This is a genomic window from Vibrio sp. 1078-1, assembly GCF_033340475.1.
This window is the reverse complement of sequence record NZ_JAWOWM010000011.1, coordinates 58,178-79,152: the sequence shown is the minus strand read 5'-3', so window position 1 is coordinate 79,152 and position 20,975 is coordinate 58,178. Positions and strand designations below refer to the sequence as shown.

The 20,975-nt window shown below is 44.4% G+C and carries 17 protein-coding genes; 16 read left to right on the top strand and 1 reads right to left on the bottom strand.

The genetic code is table 11. The features are described from left to right. Window positions 1-3: 3 nt before the first annotated feature. Window positions 4-243, bottom strand: coding sequence for a hypothetical protein (locus R7190_RS18485; protein ID WP_014386703.1), 240 nt, complete (start codon window positions 241-243; stop codon window positions 4-6). Window positions 244-406: 163 nt separating this feature from the next. On the opposite strand from R7190_RS18485, the gene mobH reads away from it, so the two are divergent. The 16 genes from mobH to traC all read left to right on the top strand — a co-directional run bounded on the left by mobH (window position 407) and on the right by traC (window position 20,965). Further along, the gene (gene mobH, locus R7190_RS18480) at window positions 407-3,481 is read left to right on the top strand and encodes a MobH family relaxase (protein ID WP_276456101.1); all 3,075 of its coding nucleotides are present in this window, start codon (window positions 407-409) and stop codon (window positions 3,479-3,481) included. A gap of 6 nt (window positions 3,482-3,487) precedes the next feature. Beyond that, window positions 3,488-5,356 (top strand): conjugative transfer system coupling protein TraD, encoded by a 1,869-nt coding sequence (traD, locus tag R7190_RS18475; RefSeq protein WP_084735634.1) that lies wholly within the window; start codon window positions 3,488-3,490, stop codon window positions 5,354-5,356. A gap of 9 nt (window positions 5,357-5,365) precedes the next feature. After that, window positions 5,366-5,950, top strand: a complete 585-nt coding sequence (locus R7190_RS18470) for a hypothetical protein (protein WP_046224205.1) — start codon at window positions 5,366-5,368, stop codon at window positions 5,948-5,950. After that, the gene (locus tag R7190_RS18465; RefSeq protein ID WP_014386707.1) at window positions 5,907-6,536 is read left to right on the top strand and encodes a DUF4400 domain-containing protein; all 630 of its coding nucleotides are present in this window, start codon (window positions 5,907-5,909) and stop codon (window positions 6,534-6,536) included. Before R7190_RS18470 ends, R7190_RS18465 begins: the two co-directional genes overlap by 44 nt. Window positions 6,537-6,552: 16 nt before the next feature. Continuing rightward, the gene (locus tag R7190_RS18460) at window positions 6,553-6,954 is read left to right on the top strand and encodes a hypothetical protein (protein WP_014386708.1); all 402 of its coding nucleotides are present in this window, start codon (window positions 6,553-6,555) and stop codon (window positions 6,952-6,954) included. A gap of 168 nt (window positions 6,955-7,122) precedes the next feature. Further along, window positions 7,123-7,266: a hypothetical protein gene (locus tag R7190_RS18455; protein WP_153274586.1), complete on the top strand. Its 144-nt coding sequence runs from the start codon at window positions 7,123-7,125 to the stop codon at window positions 7,264-7,266. Window positions 7,267-7,423: 157 nt separating this feature from the next. After that, window positions 7,424-7,705 (top strand): type IV conjugative transfer system protein TraL, encoded by a 282-nt coding sequence (gene traL / locus R7190_RS18450; RefSeq protein ID WP_014386709.1) that lies wholly within the window; start codon window positions 7,424-7,426, stop codon window positions 7,703-7,705. After that, entirely contained in the window at window positions 7,702-8,331 is a 630-nt protein-coding gene (locus R7190_RS18445; protein WP_014386710.1) for a TraE/TraK family type IV conjugative transfer system protein, read from the top strand. The genes traL and R7190_RS18445 overlap by 4 nt, the downstream gene beginning before the upstream one ends. Continuing rightward, window positions 8,321-9,271, top strand: a complete 951-nt coding sequence (locus R7190_RS18440) for a type-F conjugative transfer system secretin TraK (RefSeq protein ID WP_014386711.1) — start codon at window positions 8,321-8,323, stop codon at window positions 9,269-9,271. Before R7190_RS18445 ends, R7190_RS18440 begins: the two co-directional genes overlap by 11 nt. 3 nt (window positions 9,272-9,274) lie before the next feature. Next, window positions 9,275-10,624, top strand: coding sequence for a TraB/VirB10 family protein (locus tag R7190_RS18435; protein ID WP_014386712.1), 1,350 nt, complete (start codon window positions 9,275-9,277; stop codon window positions 10,622-10,624). Beyond that, window positions 10,624-11,172: a type IV conjugative transfer system lipoprotein TraV gene (gene traV, locus R7190_RS18430; RefSeq protein WP_014386713.1), complete on the top strand. Its 549-nt coding sequence runs from the start codon at window positions 10,624-10,626 to the stop codon at window positions 11,170-11,172. Before R7190_RS18435 ends, traV begins: the two co-directional genes overlap by 1 nt. A 14-nt stretch (window positions 11,173-11,186) precedes the next feature. Beyond that, entirely contained in the window at window positions 11,187-11,561 is a 375-nt protein-coding gene (gene traA / locus R7190_RS18425; protein ID WP_014386714.1) for a TrbC/VirB2 family protein, read from the top strand. A gap of 94 nt (window positions 11,562-11,655) precedes the next feature. Then, window positions 11,656-12,030, top strand: a complete 375-nt coding sequence (gene traA, locus R7190_RS18420; protein WP_109320306.1) for a TraA family conjugative transfer protein — start codon at window positions 11,656-11,658, stop codon at window positions 12,028-12,030. A gap of 207 nt (window positions 12,031-12,237) precedes the next feature. Continuing rightward, window positions 12,238-17,658, top strand: a complete 5,421-nt coding sequence (locus tag R7190_RS18415) for an Ig-like domain-containing protein (RefSeq protein ID WP_276456100.1) — start codon at window positions 12,238-12,240, stop codon at window positions 17,656-17,658. A gap of 155 nt (window positions 17,659-17,813) precedes the next feature. After that, window positions 17,814-18,518 carry a DsbC family protein gene (locus tag R7190_RS18410; protein ID WP_014386716.1) on the top strand — a complete coding sequence of 235 codons (705 nt, stop codon included), beginning with the start codon at window positions 17,814-17,816 and terminating at the stop codon, window positions 18,516-18,518. Continuing rightward, window positions 18,515-20,965 (top strand): type IV secretion system protein TraC, encoded by a 2,451-nt coding sequence (gene traC, locus R7190_RS18405; RefSeq protein ID WP_014386717.1) that lies wholly within the window; start codon window positions 18,515-18,517, stop codon window positions 20,963-20,965. Before R7190_RS18410 ends, traC begins: the two co-directional genes overlap by 4 nt. The last annotated feature ends 10 nt before the right edge of the window (window positions 20,966-20,975 follow it).

The window sequence follows — 20,975 nt, the reverse complement described above, 5'->3', positions numbered from 1 at the left end:
TGCTTACCCATTGAATTGTTGCTCCAACCATTGTTCATCAATGGTGTCGATTGTCCGGCCATCACTGTTGCTTAAAAGCTTACGAGTAATGACTGTTGTCCAGTTATTAACAAGAGACATGTCAGACTGAGCCTGATGCAAAGCCTCTTTGTCTCCCTGCATGTTGTTAGCGGTTACTGCCTGTGCTTGGCGCTTTAAAGCATCAAGTGCCAAATAGGCAGCATCGGGCAATGTTCTTTCCATACAACTCTCCTGATACCAAATAATGATGCTGTGTATTTTATCTGGTCACTCAATCATCTCTGACGCCTCAAACTGCCCAAAATGGACAGGAGGGGAGATATGAGAAGACAAAAGGGTCTGCGAGCATATACGCACGGAAAAAGCGCAGGTAAATAAGAACCAGATGATAAGTAGTGCCTTTAAAAAATTATTTGGTGGGCGCGGTGAGAAAAAAGTAGAGGTAGTAGCTTCCCAGGTTAGGGATTTAGCTGACGAAGAGATACCTCGATACCCGCCGTTTGCCAAAGGGCTACCAATGGCCCCAGTCGATAAAGTGTTGCAGACACAGAACGAACTTATTCAAAAAATCAGGAGCACTTTAGGTTTTACTCAAGAAGAGTACGACCGTTTAGTCATGCCTGTAATTGGCCGTTACGCGGCGTTTGTTCATTTATTACCAGCATCCGAAGCTCATCATCATCGGGGAGCTGGTGGATTGTTTCGTCATGGGCTGGAGGTTGCCTTTTGGGCGACACAGGCATCTGAGTCAGTTATTTTCTCAATTTCAGGCTCCCCTCGTGAACGAAGAAACAATGAGCCGCGATGGCGTTTGGCATGTTGTTTCTCAGGGTTATTGCATGACGTTGGTAAGCCATTGTCTGATGTTGTGATCACAAACAGCGATGGTAGTAAAACGTGGAACCCATATTCAGAAACTCTGGTTGACTGGGCTAAGCGCCATAATGTGAGTCGTTATTTTCTTCGTTGGAGAGATAGAGAACACAAACGGCACGAGCAATTTTCGCTGCTGACCGTCGAACGAATTTTGACTCCAGAGGCTTTGGAGTTTCTAGCTGATCCCGGTAAAGACATTGTTGAATCCATGCTACAGGCAATATCAGGTCTTAGAATCAATGACCCGGTAACAAAGTTAATGCTTAAAGCTGATGGTGAAAGTGTTTCTCGTGACCTCAAACAGAATCGCCTAGATGTCGATGAGTTTGCTTACGGTGTTCCTGTTGAGCGTTATGTATTTGATGCTTTACGTCGATTGGTTAAAACGGGCAAATGGAAAGTCAATGAGCCTGGCGCGAAGGTGTGGCATTTACATCAGGGTGTGTTCATTACATGGAAGCAGGGAGCCAGTGATATTTATGACTTGTTAACGGAAGATAAAATTCCTGGCATTCCTCGTGATCCAGATACCTTGGCTGATATTTTAATTGAGCGTGGTTTTGCTCTGAAAAACGTATTACCAGAGCATGGCAAAGATGTTTTCTATCGTTATTGGGAAGTTATCCCTGAATTACCTCAAGAAGGGGAAGAAGTCACAGGGAAAATCAAAATGCAGATGCTGCGTCTTGAATCGTCGGAGTTGGTTTTTACCACTGAACCGCCTGCGGCCATCGCGGGTGAAGTTATTGGCGATGAGGACGAACAGGAACTTGATGCCAGTGAGCTTGATGACGATGCACCGGAAGATGGAGATGAGAACTCTGATTCGCTCACCGCTACACCAGAGCCTATTGGTTCTCTTGATGATGGATTCGAAATTCCAGATTTTATGGCAGCACCGCCCTCAACGGACTCTCAATCATCGGAACCGAAAGGTGGCACTTCCACCGATACCAAAACAAGCAAGAATGACGATAAAGCTGATGCCCCAAAAGAACCATCAGCACAAGAAATCGCTCAAACCGCAGCACCATTAGCATTAGACGATCCATTGAAAGGGCTGAAAGATGCTGGTGGGGCATTAGGAGTTTGCGATTTTCCATTCGATGCATTTGGGCTCAATACCGAGCCTGATACAACACAAAAAGACAAAGCTGAAACGCCAAATGTTCCAACAGAACAAAGCGAAGAAGACACATCTTTACCCGGCATAGACAACATTCGCTCGGGCAAGAAGCGTCAGCCTAAAGCATCCGCAAACACGGCAGCATCCTTGTCACCGAATGAGTTTTTTGGCCCTGAACCGAGCGCAATATTTGATGCCCCACCAATGCCGCCAGAGGATATGTTTGCACCAATAGATGCTGTCCCTTTGGATGCCTATGACTACTCCCATGAGATGGAAGAGCGTGAAGAGTTTGTTCCAACAGAACATTTCCAAGATGCAGAGACATATTCTTTCAGCCAGCAGGATAAATCGAGTGATGTTGATGTGCGTGGTCATTTGGAGAATGTTCTAAGTGGATACGGCGCGGCAGAAAGTATTTTAAAAGAAGCCATTATTCCTGTGCTGGATGGACACAAAACATTAGGTGAAGTGCTTTGCTTTATGAAGAAAAAAGCAGTGATCCTTTATCCAGAAGGTGCCCGAGCGCTTGGGGCTCCAGCCGAAGTCTTGAACACGTTATTTGACGCTGGCGCTATCGTGCCTGACCCAGTTCATCCAAACCGGAAGGTTCATGATTTTAGTGGCATTAAAGGGTTGTTACTTTCTTCTGATATCTCAGTTGTTATCAAAGCTGCGATAGAACAAGCTGAGAAAGACTTTGACCCAATTCGTGAAGTTAGTGCGCTAAATGATAAACGCCAATCTGGCAAGAAAGCTGAAAAGGCACACTCAGAAAAGAAAGTTAAGAGCCAGAAAACCAACCAATCTACGCCGAAAAAGCCTAAACCTGCAATGGATATTTCAGCATTACTGCCCGGAGAGCAAACAGGTGGCCGCTCATCTGAGAATAAAAGAATCGCACAACAAACGGCACAAGGTAAGAAGGGCACAGCAGCTAAAACTCAAACCGAACAGCACAAAAATGAGAGTGAAAACAGTGCTTCTAATGAGGAAAAGCAAAATGTGTCACGTTTACCTAAGCGCCAAAAACCAAAGACAACGGTAAATAAACCACCAAAAGAAACGCGGCCAGTGAGTCTGGATTTCGATTCTGATTTAGAACTGCCAATGACAAAAGTGGTCGGGCAAATAGATCTAGAAGACGAGGAACCTAAAAAGCCTCAGAAGGCGAAAGAAATTAGTGATGAGGACTTTTTACCTCCTCAGTCTGACATTGATGCAGAGGAGGCCATTAGGCTTCTGAAAGAAATGATAAAAAACCAAAAAGGACGATGGTTAGTCGGTCCGGTCATTAAGGAGGATGGGTGTTTGGTAACAAGCGATAAGGCTCTGGAGAAAGTAACTGGTGAGTGTACGAATCTTAGCAAATCTATGCTGAGAGCATTACTCGCTAGTGGGCAACGACGCCCAAGAATGACTATTCGCCAGGGGAATTTAAGGTTAGAGGTGGAGTAAAGATAGATGAGCATGGATTATGACCCACTTGGGTATGAAATGCCGTGGAGGCCAAATTTTGAAGGTCGTGCAGCGCTAGGGTGGGCAGCTGCCAGCGGTGTGGCCTTGACGGTTAATCAAATGGCAGAGTCAATGCCTCCGGAACCGTTTTATTGGATGACTGGTATTTGTGGTGTTATGGCAATGTCCCGAATCCCAAAAGCCATGATGTTACATCGTCTCCAGAAGCATCTATTTGGTCGTGAACTGGAATTTATCTCTTTAAAAGAGCTAGAAAAAATGATGGCTGGCTCAGAAGATGATATGTGGCTTGGTCATGGTTTTGTATGGGAAAAGCGTCATGCTCAGCGTGTATTTGAAATCATCAAACGTGACTGGCACACCTTTACTGCTCAAGAGCCTTTAATCAAGAAGACGGTTCGCGTCCTTAAAGGCAAAAAGAAAGAAGATCCAATGGGGCAAACATGGATTCACGGTGTTGAACCAAAAGAAGAGAAGTTGATGCAACCGTTGAAGCATACAGAAGGCCACACGCTTATTGTAGGTACAACAGGTTCAGGCAAGACTCGTATGTTCGACATTATGATCACGCAAGCTATCTTGCGCAATGAAGCAGTGATCATTATCGACCCTAAGGGTGATAAAGAAATGAGGGACAATGCAAGGAGAGCTTGCGAAGCTATGGGCCATCCAGAGCGATTTGTTTCCTTTCACCCTGCGTTCCCAGATGAATCCGTGCGATTGGACCCTTTACGTAACTTTAGCCGTGTGACGGAGATTGCGAGCCGTTTGGCCGCGTTGATACCTTCGGAGGCAGGTGCAGATCCATTCAAATCATTTGGTTGGCAAGCACTGAACAATATCGCTCAAGGTCTTGTACTGACTTATGAACGTCCTAGCATTGTTCTGTTGAAACGATTTTTGGAAGGTGGTGCCGCAGGTCTGGTTATCAAAGCCGTACAGGCTTATTCAGCACGAGTTATGGAAGACTGGGAATCAAAAGCAGCACCATATTTGGAAAAAGTGAAAAATGGCAATAGAGAAAAGCAAGCCTTTGCCATGATGAAGTTCTACCAAGATGTTATTCAACCAGAGTTCCCTCACTCAGATTTGGAAGGCTTATTGTCGATGTTCCAACATGACTCGGCACACTTCGGGAAAATGGTTGCTTCACTGCTTCCTATCATGAACATGCTTACCTCGGGTGATTTAGGAAAGATGCTGTCTCCCGATTCAAGCGATGTCGATGATTCCAGGCCAATAAGTGACTCAGCCAAAATAATAAACAATGGCATGGTTGCATACATTGGTCTGGATAGTTTGACCGACAGTATGGTTGGTTCTGCAATCGGCTCTCTTTTCTTATCTGACTTAACAGCTGTTGCTGGTGATAGATACAACTTTGGTGTCAACAATAAGCCCGTCAATATCTTTGTGGACGAAGCCGCAGAGGTGATCAATGACCCATTCATTCAGCTTCTCAACAAAGGTCGTGGCGCGAAACTTCGACTATTTGTTGCAACACAAACATTCGCTGACTTTGCCGCTCGGATGGGGAGTAAAGATAAAGCACTACAGGTTCTGGGAAACATTAACAACACATTCTCATTGCGTGTAATTGATCCTGAAACACAAAAGTTCATTACAGACAACTTACCGAAAACACGTTTGAACTACGTCATGAGAACGCAGGGCCAAAATACGGACGGTGAGCAGCCGATTATGCATGGGGGCAACCAAGGGGAACGGCTTATGGAAGAAGAAGCTGAATTGTTCTCTACGCAACTCCTGGGGATGCTGCCCAACCTTGAGTACATAGCCAAAATCTCTGGGGGGAAGATAGTCAAGGGACGGCTACCTATCTTGACATCTTAATGGCGAAATATGAGTGCGAATAAGTATAAAAATTATGAGGTTACTAGAGTGGTTGATGTGAATCCGCACAAGAAAGTACTAAGCGTGATCCGAAAGCGTGATCGAAAAAATGCACACACACTGGCACTGCTGTTTTTTGATTGGCCTGCAACCAATGATGTGATTGAGCAACTATGTTGTTTCATCACTGATGGGATCAAATCGGATAAGGAGCCAGTGATTTATCCGATTTTGGAAGAGGCATTAGATAAATATAGCGGTGTAGTGTTCCATGCGAACAAACGTAAGTACGAGGACCCGGTAAGACTAGGGGTTTTCTTGGAAACCATCATCACTGAAACAGCTAAAGCGCTAGAAATTGAGATTGAAGATTCACTAGGTAACAAGTGGTCTGTGGAGAAAGGTGAGCCTTTTTCTCACTGGCTTGCAGACCATAAAGGTGAATTATTCATTGTTCCACATCAACATCAGAATGAATGCAAACTTCGCAAGGCTTTGTATCAGTTAGTCGCTAGCGAAAGTGTAAAAACAGTATTAAGGAGAACCAATTATGAAGAAGCCGTTGTGGCTGGTCGCTTGGTTGCTAGTCATTGAAGTCTTGGTGATTCTTTTGCTAGTACCTGGTGATTGGACAGATAAAACAATTCAGCGTGAATCAGAGCTGGTGGAGCAGAACTTAGGCTATGAAGCTAGACAGTGGATTAGTGATACAGCTGGGGACTGGTACAAAACTAGTGTGCTTGATTCTGGCTTTTATGCTGCTATGTATCACACGTTAATTCCAACAGAAGAGGAACGTAGAAAGTCGAAAGGAATGGAGAATATGGGCCAAGCATGGTTCGTTTGGGTGGAGGGGCGAATTGAAGCCTTTACCAATGTAATTTACCAGTTCTACACGCGGTTAGCACTTTTGTCCTCCTGGGCACCGTATCTGCTCATCTTGTTCATCCCGGCGGTTTATGACGGTTTGATGAGTTGGAAGATCAAACGAACCAACTTTGACTATGCGAGCCCTGTTGTCCACCGATATAGCATTCGAGGAACGTTCTTCCTAAGCATGGGGCTGTTTATTACCTTTTTTGCTCCCATAGCTCTAAATCCAATTGTAATCCCCGCTGTGATGATGCTCTGTTGTGTGTTGTTGGGACTTGCATTCGGCAATTTACAAAAACGAGTTTAACCAAAGGATATTCAATATGAAAAAGACTGCTCTAACAATCATTGCCGCATTCATGCTTGCAGGTCCAGCAGTGGCGAAGACAGATAAACCCTATACGGAGGAAGTGGAAACTTTCTTTGAGACCTTCGAACTGATGTGTGAAAGTTGCGCCGAAGTTTCGGAGTTTATGGTTCAGACACTAGAAGAGAAGTGCGATCAACCGATAACCATAGAAAATATTCAGAATGTAACGAAAACACATCCTCTCTATGCATTTCTTCTGGCTATGGGGAACATGAACCCAGATGGAAAACCTCTTAGCTTTCAGTCTGCCGCTGACAACGTGGACTGTAACGATGGAATGAAGTGGGTAGAAAAGACCCAAAGCGCGATGAAAGCAGCATATCAAGAGCAGAAGAAGCAAGCGCAAAACGGATAAGTCACATTACATTGCAAAGGCGGCCATTTGTTGGCCGCTTTTTTGTGTCACTCACTTTCACATGTGAAAGTCTTAATGCTTCCCAAATGGACAAATACAGCGCTGTGAAATGAGCACGAGATCAGGTGAGAATAAAGAAAAATTAAATAGCAATCAGTTGGAGGTTATATGTCTTCTCATACACATACAGCAAATAGCTCTGAACGCTCTGGAGCATCATGGGGCGTAGGGCAAATTATCCTTTGGCAGTTAATCTTTGCCGTAGGTTTCTTTTTTGGTATTCAGTATGGCGATCTTGTTCGCTTGTTTTAACCTTTCACATTACCCGCTCTAAAAACGGCTTTATGCCGTTTCTCTCTTTATAAGACCACTTTTCGCCCAAGTTGCCCAAAAAGGGCGTTAGCCCGTGGCGTGTTTGTTGAAAAAATCTTCCAGAATTGGCGACATTGGAAATTGGAAGAGATATGGAATGAAGCCCGTCAAAATCCCACGTCGTATAGACGAACCGCCGCACATGCTGCTCTGGAGTGCAGATGAGCTGGCTCCTATGCTTCTTGGCCTTGTCATCGGAGTGATGATGGGCAAAGCCTTGATTTTTTTCTTAATCGGCTTGGCCGTGACCAATTTATATCGTCGATTTCGTGATAACCACCCTGATGGCTACATGCTTCACATGCTGTATTGGGGGGGATTCATCGCAACAAAAGCAAAATCTTTGAAAAACCCATTTATCCGGAGGTATTTCCCTTGAATTTAAAGGTGTATTTAAAAACCTGGGAGGGCACTCAGGCTGAAAATAAATGGGGGCGAGTCTTCGTCCTCGGTCTGATCTTCACCGTCTTGCTGCTAGCTGTGAAGTTGTTTAGCAAAGAGACCATTGTGACCGTTCAGCCTTGGACTTTGAATGAAGAAGCTTGGGTATCACAAAAAAATGCCTCTCAATCATACAAAGAGGCGTGGGGATGGGCTCTTGGAACGCTGATGGGTAACGTAACTCCCGGCAACGTTAACTTCATCAAAGAACGTATGGAGCCAATTCTAGCACCGACTATTTATCAAGAGTTTATTGATGCACTTGAAATCCAAGCGCAAGAGATTCAAGCAGACCGAATCACTATGCGATTCGAACCTCGTTTCGTCGAATACGAAGAAACGACTGACAAGGTTTTTGTGTATGGGCACTCCTTTGTTAAGGGGGCTGCTTTTGACGCAAAAGAGCAACGTACAGACAGAACATACGAGTTTGAGCTCCGCGTTTCGAACTATATGCCTGTCCTTGATTATATGACCACGTATGAAGGTCGCCCTCGAACGAAGAGTGTTTTAGACAAATTAGAACGTAAAGAAGAGAGCCGGAGAAAGCGTAATGAAGGTTAATTCGATTGTTTTGGCGCTTTCAATTGCGCTTGGTGTTTCAAGTGCAGTGAATGCATCAGATGATGAAATACCAGTTGTTCCTGTCAGTGTTATGAAGAACAACGTTCCAGCCCCCGTAATCCCTGATTCAGTAGCAAAACAAAGAGCTACAACTACTCAGGCCAATAGCTCGAATTTGGCTGGTGGTTACACTGAAAACTCACAACTGGTTATGGAGCCTGGGGTTAATCAGATCATCCCTATTGCTATCGGTCATCCCAACCGAATCGTTACTCCATTTGGTAAGCCGGAAGTGACGTCAACATCCTTACAGCCGGGGCAAAATAAAGGTGAATGTGGGGAAATATGCATCAAAGAGAATGTTATCTATGTGGCTACGGCAAAAGAATACCCAGTAACCATGTTCATTACAGAAAAGGGCTCAGAAGCTCGTGCGCTGAGTTTAACAATGGTTCCTCAAAGAATCCCACCTCGTGAAGTGTTTTTGAAGCTCGACAATAACAGCTTAATACCTGGCATGTTTGCAAACAACAAAGCTAAAAGCTGGGAGCAAAGTCAGCCATATATCGAAACACTTCGAACAGTATTCAGAAAACTGGCTCTTGGTGAAATCCCTAATGGCTACTCCATGAATCGAACTCCAAGCAATGTTCAATTACCTCAGTGTGCGCAGCCTGGTATTTCAGTCAATTTTGCAAATGGACAAATGATGATGGGGCATCATTTGACTGTATTTGTAGGTATTGCTCGAAACGTCACAAGTGAACCTATTGAGTTCAAAGAGCAATCTTGCGGAAACTGGAGTGTTGCTGGTGTGACTTCATGGCCGCATAAGGTTCTTGAGCCAGGTCAGAAAACCGAAGTGTACGTGGCAGTAAAACAGCGCGAGAAAACCGAATCGGCTACTCGTCGTCCTTCACTGTTGAGCGGAGGAATGTAAACGATGATTAATATGAATTGGTGGAACGAGCTCGATCCAAACAAAAAGCGTTGGGTTGCTGTTGCAGGTGGTGTTTTCGTTCTGTTTGTGGCTGTGAGTCTTTTTTCTGATGAAGGTACAAGTGACTCCAGCAATAAAAGTCGTAAAGAAACCATCCGTCACGTATTAACTGACAAGGGCACTCGTGAAGCGGGTATGGATGCATTGGTTGGCAATCTTAAAACAACGAAAGCTGAACAAGAACAACTGCGACGTGAACTGGACAAAGTAAAACGTGAACTGGAGAACACTAAGTCGAAGGCTGGTGCATCAGTTGATATAGGTAAGGAACTCGAACAGCTGAAACGCGATGTTAAGGAGCTTTCTCAAGAAAATAGAAACTTAGCGCGAGATTTAGAAAAAGCTCAGAAAGACGCTGAAAAACGTTCAGGGAAGCCTACAGCTGGTGGCGCTGAAACTGGTTTGACAGAGGAACAGGGCGCTCAACAAGCTGGTGGATACACCTCTACCGAAAAGCTTGATTACAAGGACCCTAATGAGTTCTTTAAGAAAGCTCCACTACCAGCTAACTCTCACAGCAAACCAACGGGTAAGGAATCGGATAGATCAGGTAAACCTACCGCTCAACCGGGCATTCGAATTGTTAACTACACAGAATACAACGAAGCAGAAGAGAAAGCGGCGGAAGAGCAGGAGGACCAAGACAACTCTATCTACTTACCTGCGGGTTCAATTCTTACTGGTGTAACGATCACTGGTATGGATGCTCCTACCGCAAAGGGAGCAAGAAAAGACCCTTTCCCAGCAACAATTCGACTCCAGAAGGAAGCTATTTTACCTAACCGATTCAGAGCCGATGTTCGTGAGTGTTTCTTGATTGTATCCGGTTACGGCGATCTGAGCTCAGAAAGGGCATATCTACGAGGCGAGGTTATTTCCTGTGTTCGTGAAGACGGCGGCGTAATTGAGTCTCGCTTGGACGGATATGCAGTGGGTGAAGATGGTAAAGCTGGTGTACGTGGCCGCTTAGTATCTAAACAAGGTGCAATGATAGCCAAATCTTTGACGGCTGGTTTCTTGAGTGGCTTTGCTCAAGCGCTTGATACAAACCCAGTTCCAGTTATCAACACTAATCCAACAGACACACCTGTATATCAACACGTGTTCAATGAAAACACTATGCAGAGTGGTATATCAAAAGGCGCATCAAGTGCGATGGAGAAGGTTGCTCAGTTTTATCTTGATATGGCTGAGGGAATGTTCCCTGTAATAGAGGTCGATGCAGGTCGTCAAATTGACGTAATTATCACCAAGGGGCAGCAACTAAAACTTAAATCGCAGGGGACAAAATAATGACGAAAAAAACACAAAAGCTGACCAGAAAGGGCAGTTTCACAGGGGGCTTTCCAATGGTTAAGCCCATAAAATCTACAGTGTCGATGATTTTGGGCAGCGCTTTATTGCTATCAGGCTGTACCTCAATCGGCAGTGATGAGTATAGCTGTTCAGGTATTCCTGATGGTGTTCAGTGTATGTCAGCGCGAGATGTCTATGCGGCGACAAACGATGGCAATATCCCACGCTCAGTAAAGCCTGGAGAAGAGCCTGTTTCTGTTCCAGGAGAGATAGCCAACTCATCATCGACGGGAGATTCAGTGATAGACAATTACGTCACACCGCGCCTCCCGAATCGTCCGGTGCCTATTCGTACTCCAGCACAGGTCATGCGCATATGGGTAGCCCCTTGGGAGGATACCAATGGTGACTTGATTGTGACTGGGTACGTTTACACCGAAATAGAACCGCGCAAGTGGGTAATTGGGGAAGGGACTCAACAAGATGTACCTATGCTCAAACCCTTGCAAACGATAAAACCCAAAGCTAATTCAGAAACTAAATAGGAGAACTTAGCAAAATGAACGTCACATCCACATCAAACAATAAAGTCAACCTTTTGTTCTGGGTGGCGTTGGCTCTGGTGATCAGTTTTATGTTTGCCAATCAAGCCCACGCTGGTACAGGCGGTACAGAATTTGATGATATCTGGACCACCATTACTGACTGGACTCAAGGTACGCTTGGCCGAATCATCGCAGGTGCAATGATCTTGGTAGGCATCGTTGGTGGCATCGCTCGTCAAAGCTTGATGGCATTTGCGATGGGTATCGGCGGCGGTGTCGGCTTGTACAACAGCCCTACCGTTGTTGAATCTATCATGACAGCAACTCTTGAAACTGCTGACAAAGTTGCCCCAGTTGCAATTCAACTAAGCAACGGATTAGGTATGTGATTTCATACGTAACAGTACTTTGTAAGTACTTGATATAACGGGCAGTTGAATATCTCAACTGCCTTTTTTAAGATTGAAAATCAGGAAAAAAATCATGGAAATCACAAATAAGGCTAACAATAAAGCCAATCTTCTTTTCTACGTCGGTTTAGTAATGATCGTTGGACTTATGTTTGCGAACCAAGCTCACGCTGGTACTGGTGGTACAGAGTTCGATGACATTTGGACCACCATCACCGACTGGACTCAAGGTACACTGGGTCGCATCATTGCTGGTTCAATGATTTTGGTAGGTATCGTTGGTGGTATCGCTCGTCAAAGTATCATGGCATTCGCAATGGGTATCGGCGGTGGTGTTGGTCTATACAACAGCCCTACGGTTGTAGAAGCGATTATGACAGCTACATTAGAGTCAGCTGAAAAAATTGCTCCAGCAGCTATTCAGTTCAGTAACGGCTTAGGGCTATAAGGTCTCAATACTCACTTTAACCCCTCCTTTTATACTTGGCATTTTTGGTTTCAGTCGTCAGAAAATGCCAAGTGATTTCCCTCCCAGAAAAACGCTTTAAAAACGCTCAAATTGGGCAGTTACACAGTCTGTGTATAGCCGATTACTCCAGTAACCTCCTGTATTGGGTTCTTGTAACCCTATTCAATAGCTATTGGAGAAAACATTATGAATAAGTTCAAGCTAAGGCTACCAGTCTTGCTTGGTGCGATGGCCGCAATTGCTGCACCATTAGCTCAAGCGGAATTGTTAGAATACAGCTTTAATACACCTGATGGTGCAGAACGCACATTATCTCCAAGCACCGTTTACGCCAACCCAACAGGGAACATAAAGTTCGCGTTGAGTGCAGGGATCGACCGTAAGGTTAAAATCTCTATCGTAAGGCCAGACGGTTCAGTGGTGAATTCGGCTACGAGTCACCTGCTTGGAGGCGCAGACCGTATTACAGTTAATGGAAAGTCCTATTATGGTGCGGAGTTAGAACTAGCCGCTCCGGGGGAGGGCGAGTACTCATTTAAGGCAGAAATTCTTACGTCTGTTGGAGATTCTGTTCAAACAGATACATACCCAATTATTGTAGATATCACACCTCCTGTTATTTCTGGGGAGATTCAGTGGGTCAGAAGTGGTTTTAGTATGGGTAGTATTGATGTCTTTAACCACGGTTATGCGGGTAAAGAGTTGAGATTGGAAGGGATTGATGATGATAGCGGTATATCGTCAGCAAAATTCTTTACCATCGACTCTTCTGGGCAAAAACGAGAAACGAACGCATCCTTGGATACAGTTCAGGGAGTGGCATCTTTACCTGTCGGCAGTGCAGTCAGTAGCTCGATGGCTCCTGAAAATCAAGCAGAGTATACTCTTGGTTTTTCAATCAGTGACGAAGCAGGAAACCAGACAGAAATCAGTAGAGTTTCAACGATTGATAAGGTTGTTCCCCAGGTCTGGACGGAAGTATTCGATAGTTCCGAAGGCATTTGGAAACCCTACACATCGGGTATGAATGTTTATGAAAACCCTGTTCAAATTCGTTACAAACGAAGAAAGCAGGAACATACTGCATTTAATGGAACAAAATATGGATGGGGAGATACAACCTATGATTCGGAAGATAATGAATTTATTTACCGAAATGTAAGTTTAAACTACCCTCAAAAATACTCATATTTCCATTTCTTCACCCAAGCTGGTGGTTACTCAACACATCGTTACGCAGATTTTAATTTTAATCTAGCTGGTGGGGCTTCTCTTGGTCCTAAACCAATAAAGCTTGAATATCATCTAAGTGATGGTGGGTGGGTCTCAAGTGAAAGACCACGCTACTCTCACCCTTACGTGGTGGATAAGGTCCGTATACATTCAGAAGCAAGGCCATATAACCAGAAAGCTTGGCTTAGTGGTTTTGGAGCTTGTGTGATCCCTGCAAATGAAACGTTTTGTGAGGCTGAGGTCAATGTAAGTAGGACATCAGGGCGAGGATACAGCCCAATTCAGTATTATGTAGCAAAAGAAGATGGATCATTTTCAGTGCATGGTGGGTATCTGTACACATTTTGGGATATGAATCCACCAACAATAGATAATGTCTCTGTTGATAAAACATTAGGCCAAATGACAGTACGGGTTATTGATAATGATAGAGTCAATAACTGGCAGATAAGTCATTGGGACACTAATGTGTTTAAAGCATATGCTGATAATGGTGAAGAACGGATCGAGCTGCCGCGTTCATCGTACACTTCACCTGACTATAAAACTAAAATTGCGACGTTTGATTTTGCTAGTCTGACCGATGGTAACTATTCCCTGTCTGCCGAAGCGATAGATACCTATGGGAACAGTGCTACGCAAAGTTATGGTGAGCAAATCTTAGTCGATAACACGCCACCAACGTTATCTGTCAATGTTACTGATGATGTCCAGTCTTTGGATGACGTTGTTATCAATCTTTCTGATAACTTAGACAGTACACCGAAGGTAACGTCGATTGCTTTAGTCGGCGGTCCGGCGGATGAATCTGTTCAATTGTCATGGCGTGAAGAGTCAAATGGTCGATTCCGTTTGGAATACCCTGTGATGTTCCCTTCGCTGGCAGAAGGTGAGAGTTATACTCTTACCGTAAAGGCTGTAGATAACCAGAGTAACGAAGCGACAAAAGCCGTAGTGTTTAACTATAAACCTCGTGAAATTACGCTTTCAGGCGGATTTAACGGCAATATGGCTATTCCGGCAGTTCCGTATGAGTTTACCTATGCAGACGGTAAGAACATCATCGAAACTGAACCTCTAACGTTAAGTGATGGTTCGGTCGTAACTGGCTCATACGACGTAATGGTGACATTGCGAAGTGATGCTCAAATTCCTTTGGTGGTAAACGGTATTCGAGTTGAACCAGGCCAAACTGCTGACATTATGAAAAATCATAGCTTTGCTTCTACTGGAGGACGATTAAGTATTCCAGTTCGAGCTGTTGATGGTGCAGATGCTGGCACAGCAAGCCTTTTGGTTATGACTACAGCGCCTAACTCACCAGTTTTGGTAGCCAATATCAAAACATGGAAAGCGAGTGAAAGCTTAACGGCCAATACCTGGGAAGTTCGACAAGTCATCGACAACTTCAATGTCCAAGTCTCTGCCGACTCAGGTGTACCATGTCGCTATTCGACGAACCTGCAAGAAGCTCAATCATCAGATCCTATCAAAGACCCTGTATGTTTTGTTGAGTGGGAGCAGATTCCAGATGAAGCCGAAGTGGTAAACAGTAATCGAGTTGCTGGTATATCTGGTCAAGCATTGCAGATCGGTGAACAGGATGTCACTTATGGTGTATATCTGTTTAACGGCGAAGATAAGGTAAAAATCGGCGGCGGTAACAGAAAGCTAAATGTGGTCTCTGCTTTGGGTTCAGTAACTTACTTACCAGAGTCAGATATTGCTCAAGTAGACCGTGTTATCCAGAACTTAAATGTTCAGTTACGACAAACCTCAGGTCCAAGCTGTATCCTGACGATGGATGCTGAAAAAGCCAAGCAAGATGAGAGTGGACGTGTATCCGAAGCGGCGCACAGAAGCTGCTTATTTGAGTGGAAAGAAGTTCCAGAAGGGCTGCTACAAGATACTCGATACGACACACCAACACTAATTGGTTCATTGGCAGAAAAAGCAACGGTTCCTTTAAGTTGGCGCGTTAGCATTTTCTCTCGTAGTGGAGCTCGTGTAGCGTTAGCGGATGAGACCTTTAACATCGAGGTTGTTGACCCAGCGGTTCCTCAAGTTGATCTGATGACCGATTATCACTTCAAGGACAACATCTACATCGTTCCTATGACTGGTGATTATTTCGGTGATGTCCAAGTGAATGCGAAGCCATCAGACTTGAGGGTTTCTATATCTAGGAACAATGAAACACTTGAGTCAGAAGTGCATTCATCCGGTATGGGTACAGCGATGAAGGTGAATCGTCGTATTCGAACAGATGACCGCAAACTGTGGGAAGAAGTAACTTACCAAGTTGACTCTTCATATGAAAAAGTACCTGAAATTAAGAGCACTAAAGAATATCGACTGATTGCAATGCCAAGCAAAGGTATTCGTCCAATGCTGTCAATGGATGGTAATACTTTTCTCGATATCCAAACGCTGAACGTAAAAGTCGATATACGCGATTTGTACCGTGGGAACGACGAATATGATGAAGCAACTATGGGGCAGTGGAAGGTTCGTCTGTCTCGTCAGATCTCTCCAGGAGAGATTGAACCAATGTCAGAATGGGTGGATGCAGAAAACGGTTCAGCTGAAATAGCAGTTGAAATGTCGAAAGTAGACTCTAGCTACATTCGATTTACCGCAGAAGCGAAGCTTGTTAGCCCAGTTGAAGGATATGAACGTATCGAGGCATCTCCAAGCCCAATTTTTGCTACGGTTCTTCGTGGTAACAAAATTGATGGTGAGGTTACAACTCGTCGTTTATCAGGTGCAGCTCCTTTCAATGCCGCTTTTAAGTTAGGTATTGTCGATCGGCTTGATTATCGTTCAGTTGGAGATGTCTTCTGGGAAGTGAGTAATGACGATGGTCAGACATGGAATGAACATGCTACAGAAGAGCGTAGAAAGTACAGTTTCGTAGAGAGTTTCGGTGTTGGTAAATATCTAGTTCGAGCTAAAGTTGTAAACGTAAACTCGGGCTTAGAAAAGTACACTGAAAATGTAGAAATTGTTTCGTATGAAGCGCTTGAAGTTGATGTTCCTGGTCCTGATACGCTCTTGGTGGGTAGTTCTTCTGAATACTCAGCGACCATTATGGATGGCGAGAACGCATTTGATGCAAGTAAAGCTGTGATTGAGTGGTCAGAAGATGGTGGTAAGACTTACACTACTGCGGCTCCACGTATCACGCTAACCAGAGAAGAACCACAACGAGTTAAGCTAATTGCTCGTGTACGTTCGACGATGGCTCCAGAAGATGATGCGTATGCGTATAGCCAGGCCAAGAAAACCGTAGAGTTTAAAGCTGTTAAAGCTCCGCGTATTCGTATTGATGGACCTCGTTTAGTAGAGAAAGACTTTACTTACAAACTAACCGCAGATACTCGACTGCCTTATCGAGATTTGGATGCCGAAGTTAAGGGTTTCTTCACGCTTCCTGATGGAACCATTATTGAAGGCAACACTGCTGAGTACGTTCCAAATCAAGCAGACTTGGATCAAGCTCGTGTTGAAATCAAATACACAGCATGGATCGACGGTTACAAGGAGTCTTCTACATCGGAAACGGTATACAAAGCTCGCGTATGGCAATATGTCTGGCCTGAGTTTGCACTCAGCTACAGAGCAAATGCAGATGTAGCACCAGCTATTGTTAGCGCTTCTGTTCGTCCTGTTGGATTCCGAGGCAAGCTTGAAGAGCCTACCTACGAATGGATCTTACCGGAAGGTGCAAAGCTTAAAGATCAACGAGACACGTCTCGCTCTTTTGAAATCACAGAGCCGGGCGAGCACCTTGTGAAGGTCATTGTGCGCGATGCTCGTGGTAACGAAGCAGAAGCTCAGTTAGCGATAACGGTAGGTCAAGCTGAAAACTATAAGGTAGAACTAGAATACTCAGGTTCAAATAAGCTAGATCGTGAACCTCTGGATGTTTTGGTTCGTCCATATATTGAAGGTGGACACCCAAGAGACCGAATTAATGTGATGCAGTACACCGTTAATGGGAAGTCTCTTGAAGACACTGGTCGTTATGGAAGAATGACGCTTGACGCGGGAGAACACACAATTAACTTCCGTATTAAGTCTGAAATGGGCAAAGAAGTGGAGAAAGAGTTGAAGATAAAAGTTATCGAAAACCAAGCTCCGGTTTGTTCTATCGACCACAGAGAAAGTACATTCGCATGGCTTGTGTATGCCTCATGTGATGATGTCGATGGTCGTGTAAAAGGATTTGAATGGACGCTTAATGGTGAACCTGTTGCCTCTTCATCACGAAGATTGACGATCAGCAAACGCAGCTATGATGCAATGCCAGAAGTTACTTTGACTGGTATAGATGATGCTGGTGGTCGCAGTGATCCTGTGACCCTTCAATAAAAGTATGACTATCTAAACCAAGCCCGGCACTCGCCGGGCTTTTTTGTCTCTCCGCTCTAATTGACCAAACAGGGCAACTACAGATGCAGGCTTGTATCCATATCCCGAATAAACTGCCAACTGATGAAAAAGTAACTGACGGTTAAAGGATAGGTATGTTGAAACAAGCAATAGCACCAGTGCTCATGCTGCTTAGTACTGTAGCAACAGCGAAAGATTTTACTGCTGCTGATGTGCAGAAAGCAGAGGCAAAGATTACTGGAATGGTTGAGTTGCCAATTTATGGCATCAATGCAGTAGAAAGTGACGGTCAAATCGTGTTTTTGTCAGAGAATGGACGCTTTGTTATTTCAGGACAAATCTACGATCTCTGGCAAAAGAAGCCTCTCAGTACGTTGACAGAAATGCGCGATGTCGCTGACCGATTTAGGCTACGTGACATGAATGTCGATATAGATGCGATGAATGTGGCAAAGCTTGGGACTGGCCCAAAAGAAGTAGTGGTCTTTGTTGACCCTCAGTGTGGTGCCTGCCACCAGCTAATGGAAGAGGCGAAAGCTCTTAAAGATGAATACACGTTTAAGTTTGTCGTGATACCTATTCTTGGTGATAAGTCAAACCGTTTAGCTCGCGCTCTGTCTTGCATAACTGACCAAGATAAAGCGTTTGAAGCGCTTAGCCAAAGAAAGCTTGGTTCCTACCCAACATCATGCAGCAGTAAACGTCATGATCTCACTCTGCTTACCGCACAGTTACTAAATATTCGAGGTGTTCCTTATTTGATTGCACCTGATGGGCGAGTCAACGCTGGCCGACCACAGAATATGGACCTGAAAACATGGCTGGAGAGCGATAAATGAACATTATTACGATAAGAAAAAAGCTCCAAGAAAAGCTTATCCCAGAGCATTTAAGAGCTGCTGGGATTGTCCCCGTGCTTGCGTACTCAGAAGATGATTACACCTTCTTGATGGATGATAAAAGCATTGGCTTTGGTTTCTACTGCCATCCTCTATGCGGGGCTGACGAAAAGATTCAAGAGCGTGTTAATGGTTTTATGAACCAGGAGTACCCGGCCAAAACCACCATGCAGTTTATCTTGTTTCGATCTCCTGACTTAAACCATGAAATGTATCGAATGATGGGGTTACGTGATGGTTACAGAGATGATCTGTTGACCTCTTCAATCGAGCAGCGAATGGAGTTTCTTCAAAAACATACGACCGAGAGAATGGTTGCCAAATGTAAGAAAGGAACATTTGATCTTGGTCTAATCCACGACCTAAAACTGTTCGTCACCGTAAAAGTGCCCATCAAACATGCCAATGAACCGTCTCAGGAAGAACTAGACTCTCTGGCAAACCTACGGACTAAAGTTGAGTCTTCACTAAGAACGATTGGTGTTCACCCTGTCCCCTTAACTGCTGTCGGTTACATCAGAACAATGAATACCATGCTCAATTGGGGGCCTGAGGCATCATGGCGAACAGATGGTTGCGATTGGGAAACAGACAAGCCCATTTGTGAGCAAATTTTTGATTACGGCACAGATTTGGAAGTTGATAAGAGCGGTCTACGTTTAGGCGATTATCACGTTAAGGTTATGTCTGCGAAGAAAATGCCCGACTCTTTCTATTTCGGTGATGCAATCACCTTTGTTGGGGATCTCAGTGGGGGCAACTCAGCTATTCGTGAAAACTACATGGTCGTGACAAACCTGTTTTTCCCAGAGGTTGAAAACACCAAGAATGCACTTGAAAGAAAACGTCAGTTTACAGTAAACCAAGCATACGGGCCTATGCTGAAATTTGTTCCAGTACTTGCTGACAAAAAGCATGACTTTGATGTTTTGTATGAGTCATTAAAAGAAGGCTCAAAACCTGTCCGTGTAAGTTACTCATTGGTGCTTTTTGCTCCTACAGCTGAACGCGCTCAAGCAGCAGCAACAGCGGCGCGTAACATCTGGCGCGAGAACCGCTTCGAGATGATGGAAGACAAATTTATCTCGTTACCAATGTTTATCAATTGCTTGCCATTCTGTACCGACCGAAAAGCCGTAAAAGATCTGTTTCGTTATAAAACCATGACCACTGAACAGGCATCAGTTCTATTACCGGTATTTGGCGAGTGGAAAGGGACTGGCACTTTCCACTCTGCATTGATTTCTCGTAACGGACAGCTAATGAGCTTGTCTTTGCATGATAGCGACACGAACAAAAACTTAGTGGTCGCAGCGGAATCTGGATCGGGTAAAAGTTTCCTTACCAACGAATTGATATTCAGTTACTTGTCTGAGGGGGCTCAAGTTTGGGTTATAGACGCAGGTAAGTCATACAAAGACCTGTGTGAACTGCTGAAAGGGGACTTTGTGCATTTCGCCGAAGGCTCCAACATTTGTTTGAACCCATTTGAACTGATCACGAACTGGAAAGAAGAAGAGGATGGTGTTGTCTCTATCGTCAAAGCTATGGCATCCGAGAAAGGCTTGTTGGATGAATACCAACTCGCAGGTTTAAAGCAAATTATGAACGAGCTCTGGGAAGTTATTGGCCGTGATATGACTGTAGACCACATCGCTGATAAGTGTTGTGAGTCTGATGAGCAACGAATTAAAGACATCGGTCAACAGCTATATGCATTCACATCAAAGGGTAGTTACGGTAGCTACTTCTCTGGTTCGAATAACGTTAACTTCCAAAACCGTTTTACAGTCCTGGAGCTTGATGAGCTACAAGGCCGCAAGCATTTACGTCAGGTTGTTTTGCTGCAAATGATTTACCAGATTCAGCAGGAAATGTTCCTCGGTGAACGTAACCGTAAAAAAGTCGTCATCATTGATGAAGCATGGGATCTGCTTAAAGAGGGTGAAGTTAGTACATTTATGGAACACCAATACCGTAAGGCAAGGAAGTACGGTGGAAGTATTGGTATTTGTACTCAGTCGATCAACGACCTGTATGAAAACCCTGTGGGTCGCGCTATTGCTGAGAACTCAGCTTCCATGTACCTACTTGGTCAGACAGAAGAGTCAGTAGAATCCGTAAAACGAAGTGGCCGTCTGTCTCTTTCCGAAGGTGGTTTCCATACCCTAAAAACTGTTCACACCATTCTAGGTGCTTATTCAGAAATCTTCATTAAATCAAAAGCTGGCATTGGTGTTGGCCGTTTGGTTGTAGGTGATTTCCAAAAACTACTTTATTCAACAGACCCGGATGACATCCGAGATATCAATAAGTATGTAGATCAGGGCTTAAATATCACTGACGCAATACGTCAAGTAATGCATCAACGTGGCATGGCCGCATAACTAAAAAGGA